This is a genomic window from Azoarcus sp. TTM-91 (assembly GCF_012911025.1).
Lineage (GTDB): Bacteria > Pseudomonadota > Gammaproteobacteria > Burkholderiales > Rhodocyclaceae > Azoarcus.
This window is the reverse complement of record NZ_WUEI01000032.1, coordinates 37,729-45,505: the sequence shown is the minus strand read 5'-3', so window position 1 is coordinate 45,505 and position 7,777 is coordinate 37,729. Positions and strand designations below refer to the sequence as shown.

The window sequence follows — 7,777 nt, the reverse complement described above, 5'->3', positions numbered from 1 at the left end:
CCTCCTTTCCTCCCCGTGCGACCGACCTCAGGCCCACCGCTTCTCCGTCCGCCCCCGCCCGCCTCCCCGGCGATGCCAGCCGGCGCCGTGCCCGCAATGCCCTGCTGCTGTTCGTGATCGCCCTGCCGCTGTCGATCTGGCTGTTCCGCTCGGCCGAAGTGCTGTGGGCCGGCATCATGCCGCTGGAAGGCGCCACCTTCATGGGTGCAGCCACCGCCTTCGGCGCCGCGCTCGCCATCGCGCCCCTGCTGTGCCTGATCGGCTTCCTGGTCGCGCTGTGGTGCGGCGTGGAGAGCGTCTATCAGGCGCGCGACAAGCGCACGCCGGTGCTGGACAAGTTCATCGTCGGCCTCGGCTTCCTGATCTGGTTCCTGCCGGCGGCAGCCACGCTGGCGACCATCGTCGATTCGCTGCTGAGGGGCCGGGTGCATTTCCCCAGCCCCTCGCGCGACTACTTCCTCGCCACCGATCCGATTCCCTACTGGCAGGGCATAGGCTTCCTCATCCTCGCCACCGGCTTCTTCAGCTTCCTCGCCTGGCGCTACTGGCGGTCGAAGCTGCAGCGCAAGGGCTGAGCTCCGCCGGTTGCCGCGCCCCGATGTCCGCTCCCGAATCCTTCTCCACCGTTGCCCGGCGGCTGCTCCACCACGCCTGGCCGGTGCTGGTCGCCCAAGTGCTCTCCATCGGCATGATGGTGGCGGACACGCTGATCGCCGGCGCCTACGGCACCGCCGATCTGGCGGCGGTGGCGGTGGGCGGCGGGCTTTATGTCTCGGTGGTGATGTTGCTGGTCGGCATCCTGCAGGCGGTGGCGCCCACCATCGCCCACCATTACGGCGCCGGCCGCCTGGAGGAGATCGGCCCGGCGCTGCAACAGGGTTTCTGGCTGGCCGCCATGCTGGCGCTGCCCGGCACGCTGATGCTGGCGCAGCCGGGCATGCTGCTGGAACTCGCGCGGGTGCCGGCGGAGGTGGCGGAGAAGGCGGCGGACTACATGATGGCGACCGCCATCGGCCTGCCGGCGGTGCTGCTCTACCGCACCTTCTACGCCTTCAACAACGCGGTGGGCCGGCCGCGGGTACTGATGACGATCAGCTTCGTCACCACCACCAGCCATGTGCCGCTGGCCTGGGCACTGACCCACGGCCACCTCGGCTTCGCGCCGCTGGGCGCCGCCGGCTGCGGGCTGTCCACCGCCGTCGTCTGCTGGCTGGCGCTGCTGTGCGGCGCCACCTACCTCGTCCGCAACCCGGCCTACCAACGCTACCGCATCTTCACCGCCTGGCAGCCGCCGCGGCTGCGGGCGCTGGGCGCGCTGTTGCGGCTGGGCGTGCCGATGGGTTTTTCCACCTTCATCGAGATCACCTCCTTCACCCTGATCGCACTCTTCGTCGCCCGGCTGGGCGCGGAGGCGGTAGCCGGCCACCGCATCGTCGCCAACCTGGCGGCGCTGATCTACATGCTGCCGCTGTCGATGTCCATCGCCACGCTGGTACTGGTGGGCCAGGCGGCAGGCGCCGGCGACTGGGCCCGGGCGCGGGCGACGATACGGGTGGCGCTGCTGATCACCGCCGGCCTGGCGGGCGGCATCGGCCTGCTGCTGTGGCTGGCGCGGGCGCCGGTGGTCGCGCTGTCTTCGGCGGATGAAGGCGTGCGGGCGGTGGCGCTGGGGCTGATCGTGTTCATCTGCGTCTACCAGCTCTTCGACGCGGTACAGACGGTGGCCTCCCACGCCCTGCGCGGCTACAAGATCACCTTCGCGCCCATGCTGCTGCACACGCTGTGCTTCTGGGGCGTGGGCCTGGGCTGCGGCTACTGGCTGAGCTTCCACGCGCCCTGGCGGGTGGCGGCGCCCAGCGTGGCCGGCTTCTGGGAGGCCGGCGTGCTGGCGACCCTGCTCGCCTCCCTGCTGTTCGGCGCCTTGCTGCGGCAGGTAACCCGCCGGCTGGGTCGCGCCGCCACCTGAATGCCCGGCAGCCCGCCGCGGGCGGCGGGCGCCGGCCAGCACGAACCTCAGAACAGTTCGTTCACCCGCTCCGGCGGCCGGCCGACCACCGCCTTGTCGCCGCGGACGATGATGGGGCGCTCGATCAGGATGGGATGGGCGACCATGGCGTCCAGCCAGCCGTCGTCGTCCAGCTGCTTGCCGGCGTAGTGCTCCTTGAACACGTCCTCACCCTTGCGCAGCAGCGCCTCCGGCTTCATGCCCAGTTTGGCCAGCAGGCCGCGCAGCTCTTCCTTGCTTGGCGGCGTCTTCAGGTACTCGACGACCTCGGGCGTGACGCCCTTTTCCGCCAAGAGCGCGCAAGCGGAGCGGCTCTTGCCGCAGCGGGGGTTGTGGTAGATGCGGATGTCGCTCATCGGGAAGCTCCTGGGTATCGAAAGATCGAATCAAAACCTGTTGGGCGGTATCGGACTCAGGCGCCCAGCCAGCCCTTGCGCAGGCGGCGCGCGGCCGGCGTGGGCTTGTCCGCGAGGGTGAGCTTGATGCTCTCGGCCGGCGCGGCGGCCAGCGTCAACTCGAAGCGCATCAGCTCGTCGCGGCGGAAGGCGTGGAGCTCGACGCGCTCGCCCGGCTGGCGGCGGGCCAGCATGGCCTCCACCGCCGCCACGCTGCCGGCCTTCAGGCCATCCACCGCGACCAGCACGTCGCCCGCCGACAGCCCGGCCGCTTGGGCCGCGCCGCCGTCGTAGACGTTCGCCAGCTTCACCTCGCCGCTGCCTGCCAGCTTGGCGCCCAGCACTGGCGCGGCGGAAGCGGCCTCGGCCTTGTAGCCCACGCCGAAGCCCTTCAGCAGGCGGGCGAGCGGCAGGTCGTCGGTGCCTTCCACCGTCTTGCGCAGCCAGGCGGCCAGCGCATCGCCGCCGATCTCGGCGACCGCGGCGTAGATGCCGTCCTCGGCCACCCCTGCGCCAGTGCGGCCATGGCGCTGCCACAGCAGGCGCATCACATCGTCCAGGCTGCGCTTGCCGGCGCTCGCCTCGCGCAACTGCAGGTCCAGCGCCAGCGCGATCAGCGAGCCCTTGGCGTAGTAGCTGACGATGGCGTTGGGGGCGTTCTCGTCCTGGCGGTAATACTTGGTCCAGGCGTCGAAGGAGGATTCGGCCACGCTCTGTTTCAGGCGGCCCGAGCCGCGCAGCACGGCGGACACCGTCTTGCCCAGCAGGCCGAGGTAGTCCTCCGCCGGCAGCACGCCACTGCGCACCAGGGCGAGGTCGTCGTAATAGGAGGTGAAGCCCTCGAAGGCCCACAGCAGGCGGGTGTAGTTCTCCTGCGCCAGATCGTAGGGCGTGAAGGCGGCGGGCTTGATGCGCTTGACGTTCCAGGTGTGGAAGTACTCGTGACTGCACAAGCCGAGGAAGGTTTTGTAGCCGTCCGGCAGGCCCTTCATGCCGGGCCAGGGCAGATCGCCCCGGCTGGCGATCAGCGCGGTGGAGGCGCGGTGCTCCAGGCCGCCGTAGCCATCGCCGACGATGAGGGTGAGGAAGGCGTAGTAGTCCATCGGCGTCGGCGCGCCGAAAAGTTCGATCTGCCAGTTGCAGACGCGCTCGAGGTCCCGGGCGAGGCGCGCGGTGTCGCAGTCGTGGCGGCCGGTGAGCACGATGTCATGGCGCACGCCGCCGGCCTCGAAGTGGGCAAGCGTGTAGCGGCCCATTTCCACCGGGTGGTCGATCAGCTCGTCGTAGTTCGCCGCGCGGTAGAGGCCGAAACCGTAGGCCTTGGCGGCACCGCGTTCGCCGGCGGCACGCGGCAGCGCGGTCGCCACCTTCCAGCCCTTGGCGGCGGTGGCCGGAGGCGGCTGGATGTCCACCAGGCAGGGTGCATCCACCTGCCCTTCCACTGCCAGGAAAACACTGGTGCCGTTGAAGAAACCGTGGGTCTGGTCGAGGTGGGCGGCGCGCACCGAGAGATCCCAGGCATAGACCTCGTAGTGCAAGGTCAGCGCCTTGCCGGCCGCCACCGGGGCCGCACGCCAGCTGTGCTTGTCCAGCTTTTCCAGCTTCACCGGCTTGCCGCCGGCCTCGGCGCGCAGGCTGACGATGTTGCGGGCGAACTCGCGGATCATGTAGCTGCCCGGAATCCAGGCCGGCAGGCTGAAGCGCTGGCCGGCGGCATCCGGCTGCGCCACCGTGCAGCTCACTTCGAACAGATGGGCCTCGGGGCGGGCCGGGCGAATGACGTAGCGGATCGGGACAGCAGCGCTCATGGACCAGGACCTGTGGGCAAAGACCGCGATTCTAGGCGCTCCGCAGCCGCCGCCTCAAACCGCTGCCCGATTTTAGGGCAGCCCGCACCCCGCCTTTGCGCTCAAGGCGATAGCTGCTTCCCCCACACCTTATCCACAGGGCCATCCACGGCGGCTGGGGAAAAGCGGGCACACCGCAGCACTCTCAGCGTACCGAGAAGCCTTTCCCGGTCCGTGCCCATTTTTTAGTCAACGCCAGGGAACCCTTTATAAACAGCCTCTTGAAGCACCTCGCCACAGGTTTTCCACAGCTTCACCCACGATGGGCGGGGACAACTTCCACGACCGTTTCACACGTTCCCCCGCTGTGGCGGCGATAACTGTACAGGTATACAGTTATCGCCGCCATGGTCGATTACGCCGAACTCCACTGCCTCTCCAACTTCAGCTTCCAGCGCGGCGCCTCCCATCCGGAAGAGCTGGCGCAGCAGGCGGCCGCCCATGGTTATCGCGCGCTGGCGATCACCGACGAATGCTCGCTGGCCGGCGTGGTACGGGCCTACCGGGAAATCCACAGCCATCAACTGCCGCTGCAACTCATCGTCGGCAGCGAGATTGCGCTGGATGACGGCCTCCGCCTGGTACTACTGGCCACCGACCGCCAGGGCTATGGCGCCCTCTCCCGCCTGATCAGCCGCGGCCGGCGGGCGGCGGAGAAAGGCAGTTATAGCCTGCGCCGGGAAGACCTCGCTCGTGGCCTGCCCGGCTGCCTCGCGCTGGTACTGGCGCCACCGGGCGTACCGGACGCCGGGCAGTTGGTGGAAGCCTGCCGGTGGACACACGACCGTTTTCCCGATGCCAGCTGGCTGGCGGTGGACCTGCCGCTGGACGGGCATGAGCGGCCCCGGCTGGCGCTGCTGCAGGCGGTGGCGGCGCAAGCCGGCATCCCGGCGGTCGCCGCCACCGGCGCGCTGATGCACGCGGCCGCCCGCCGCCCGCTGGCGGATGTGCTCGCCGCCATCCGCCTTCATGTCCCGGTGGCCGAGGCCGGCTACCGGCTCGCCGCCAATGGCGAGCGCCGCCTGCATGAGCGGGCAACGTTGGCTCGGCGCTACCCGGCCGCCCTGCTGGCGGAAACACTGGTGATTGCCGGGCGCTGCCGCTTCAGGCTGGATGAACTGCGCTACGAGTATCCGCAGGAGCTGGTACCCGCCGGGGAAAGCGCTGCCTCCTGGCTGCGCCGGCTGGTCGAGGGCGGGCTGGCGTGGCGCTTCCTCGACCCCTCCATGGGCGAACGCTCGGCGGTCGCCGCGCCGGGCGCGCCCGCTCCGCCGCCGGCCGGGGCCGATCCCGCGCCGCCCACCGTCCGCAAGCAGGTGGAGCAGGAGCTGGCGCTGATCCGGGAGCTGGGCTACGAGGCTTACTTCCTCACGGTGCATGACATCGTCCGCTACGCCCGCAGCCAGGGCATCCTCTGCCAGGGGCGCGGCTCGGCGGCGAATTCGGTGGTGTGCTGGGCACTGGGCGTCACCGAGGTATCGCCGGAAACCGGCAACCTGGTGCTGGAACGCTTCATCTCGCGCGAGCGCAACGAGCCGCCGGACATCGACGTCGACTTCGAGCACGACCGCCGCGAAGAAGTCATCCAGTACATCTACCGCAAGTACGGCCGCGAGCGCGCCGCGCTGGCGGCCACCGTGATCAGCTACCGCGCCCGCAGCGCACTGCGCGACGTCGGTCGCGCGCTGGGCTTCGGCGAGGCGCAGCTCGAGCGCCTGTGCCGCGATCATTTCTGGTTCGACGGCAGCAAGATCCAGGCGGAGCGCCTGCGCGACGCCGGCCTGGACCCGGACAGCCCGATGGTGCACAGGCTGGCCGCGCTCACCACCGAACTGATCGGCTTCCCCCGCCACCTCTCCCAGCATGTGGGCGGCTTCGTCATCGCCCGCGGCCGGCTGGACGAACTGGTACCGATCGAGAACGCCACCATGGCCGAGCGCACGGTGATCCAATGGGACAAGGAGGACCTCGACACCCTGGGCCTGCTCAAGGTGGACGTGCTGGCGCTGGGCATGCTCACCGCGCTGCGCCGCAGCCTGGAGCTGGTGGCAGCCTGGGAAGGCCGGCGGCTGACGCTGGCGGACATTCCGAAGGAGGAGGCAGCGGTCTACGACATGCTTTGCAAGGCCGACGCCATCGGCGTCTTCCAGGTCGAATCCCGCGCCCAGATGACCATGCTGCCGCGCCTGCTGCCGCGGGCCTTCTACGACCTGGTGGTGGAAGTCGCCATCGTGCGGCCCGGCCCCATCCAGGGCGGCATGGTGCATCCCTACTTGGAAGCGCGCGCCCGGATCAGGCGCGGAGAAGACCCGCTGGCCGGCCTGAAGGAAAAAATCCGCCCGGTGCTGGAACGCACCCATGGCGTACCCATCTTCCAGGAACAAGTCATGCAGCTAGCGATGGTGGCCGGCGACTTCACCGGCGGCGAGGCCGACGACCTGCGCCGCTCCATGGCGGCCTGGCGCCGCAAGGGCGACCTGAAGCGCTACGAAATCAAGCTCATGCAGGGCATGGCCAAGAACGGCTATTCGGCCGAATTCGCCGAACGCCTGTGCAAGCAGATCCAGGGCTTCGGCAGCTACGGCTTCCCGGAGTCCCACGCCACCAGCTTCGCCATCCTGGTCTATTTCTCCGCCTGGCTGAAATGCTTCCACCCGGCCGCCTTCCTCTGTGGCCTGCTCAACAGCCAGCCGATGGGCTTCTACTCGCCCTCGCAGCTGATCCAGGACGCCCGCCGCCACGGCGTCGAGGTACTGCCGCCGGACGTCCGCATCAGCGACTGGGACTCCACGCTGGAAGCCCTGCCCGCGCCGGCGCCAGCCAAGCCGGCGGTGCGCCTCGGCCTGCGGCAGATACGCGGCCTGGGCGAGGACGCCGGCCAGCGCATCGCCGCCGCCCGCCGCCAGGCCGTGCCGAGCTCGGTGGACGAGCTCGCCATCCGCGCCCGGCTGACGGCGCTGGACCTGCGCCATCTCGCCGCCGGCGGCGCCTTCGTCGGCCTGGCCGGTCATCGCCGCCAGGCCTTGTGGCAGGCTGCCGGCAGCGCCCCGCTGCCCGGCCTGCTGGCGCAGGCGCCCGGCCGCGAGGCCCAGACCGCGCTGACGGCGCCGACGGAAGCGGAAGAACTGCTGGCCGACTATGCCCGCCTCGGCTTCACCCTGGGCCGCCATCCGCTGGCCCTGCTGCGGGAGACACTGCGCCGCCAGCGCTTCCTCAGCGCCAGCGACATCGCCGGCAGCCCGGACCGCATGCTGGCGCGCGGCGCCGGCATCGTCACCTGCCGCCAACGCCCGGGAACCGCCAAGGGCACCTTGTTCGTGACGCTGGAGGACGAGACCGGCTTGATCAACGTCATCGTCCATCCCGAGCTCATCGAGCGCCAGCGGCGGGAAATCCTCGGCGCCCGCCTGCTCGGCGTCTATGGCCAGATCAGCAAGCAGGGGCAGGTCGTGCAGCTGATCGCCAACCGGGTGGTGGACCACTCCGCCCTGCTCGGCCAGCTGGATACCCGCAGCCGGGATTTCCATTGA

The 7,777-nt window shown here is 70.0% G+C and carries 5 protein-coding genes; 3 read left to right on the top strand and 2 right to left on the bottom strand.

Features of this window, described 5'->3' with window-relative positions:
- Both GRF61_RS11220 and GRF61_RS11215 read left to right on the top strand, forming a co-directional pair.
- Positions 1 to 575, top strand: a 575-nt coding sequence (locus tag GRF61_RS11220; protein WP_348982383.1) for a hypothetical protein, incomplete at its 5' end; no start/stop codon positions are given.
- A 23-nt stretch (positions 576 to 598) separates the two neighbouring features.
- Positions 599 to 1,966, top strand: a complete 1,368-nt coding sequence (locus tag GRF61_RS11215) for an MATE family efflux transporter (RefSeq protein WP_169150741.1) — start codon at positions 599 to 601, stop codon at positions 1,964 to 1,966.
- A 47-nt stretch (positions 1,967 to 2,013) separates the two neighbouring features.
- Here the strand turns inward: GRF61_RS11215 and arsC are convergent, their stop codons facing one another.
- Together arsC and GRF61_RS11205 are read right to left on the bottom strand one after the other, a co-directional pair.
- Entirely contained in the window at positions 2,014 to 2,361 is a 348-nt protein-coding gene (gene arsC / locus GRF61_RS11210; protein ID WP_169150740.1) for an arsenate reductase (glutaredoxin), read from the bottom strand.
- A gap of 56 nt (positions 2,362 to 2,417) precedes the next feature.
- The gene (locus GRF61_RS11205) at positions 2,418 to 4,208 is read right to left on the bottom strand and encodes a PDZ domain-containing protein (protein ID WP_169150739.1); all 1,791 of its coding nucleotides are present in this window, start codon (positions 4,206 to 4,208) and stop codon (positions 2,418 to 2,420) included.
- 386 nt (positions 4,209 to 4,594) lie between these two features.
- Here GRF61_RS11205 and GRF61_RS11200 point away from each other — a divergent pair, with 386 nt between their 5' ends.
- Positions 4,595 to 7,777, top strand: a complete 3,183-nt coding sequence (locus GRF61_RS11200) for an error-prone DNA polymerase (protein ID WP_169150738.1) — start codon at positions 4,595 to 4,597, stop codon at positions 7,775 to 7,777.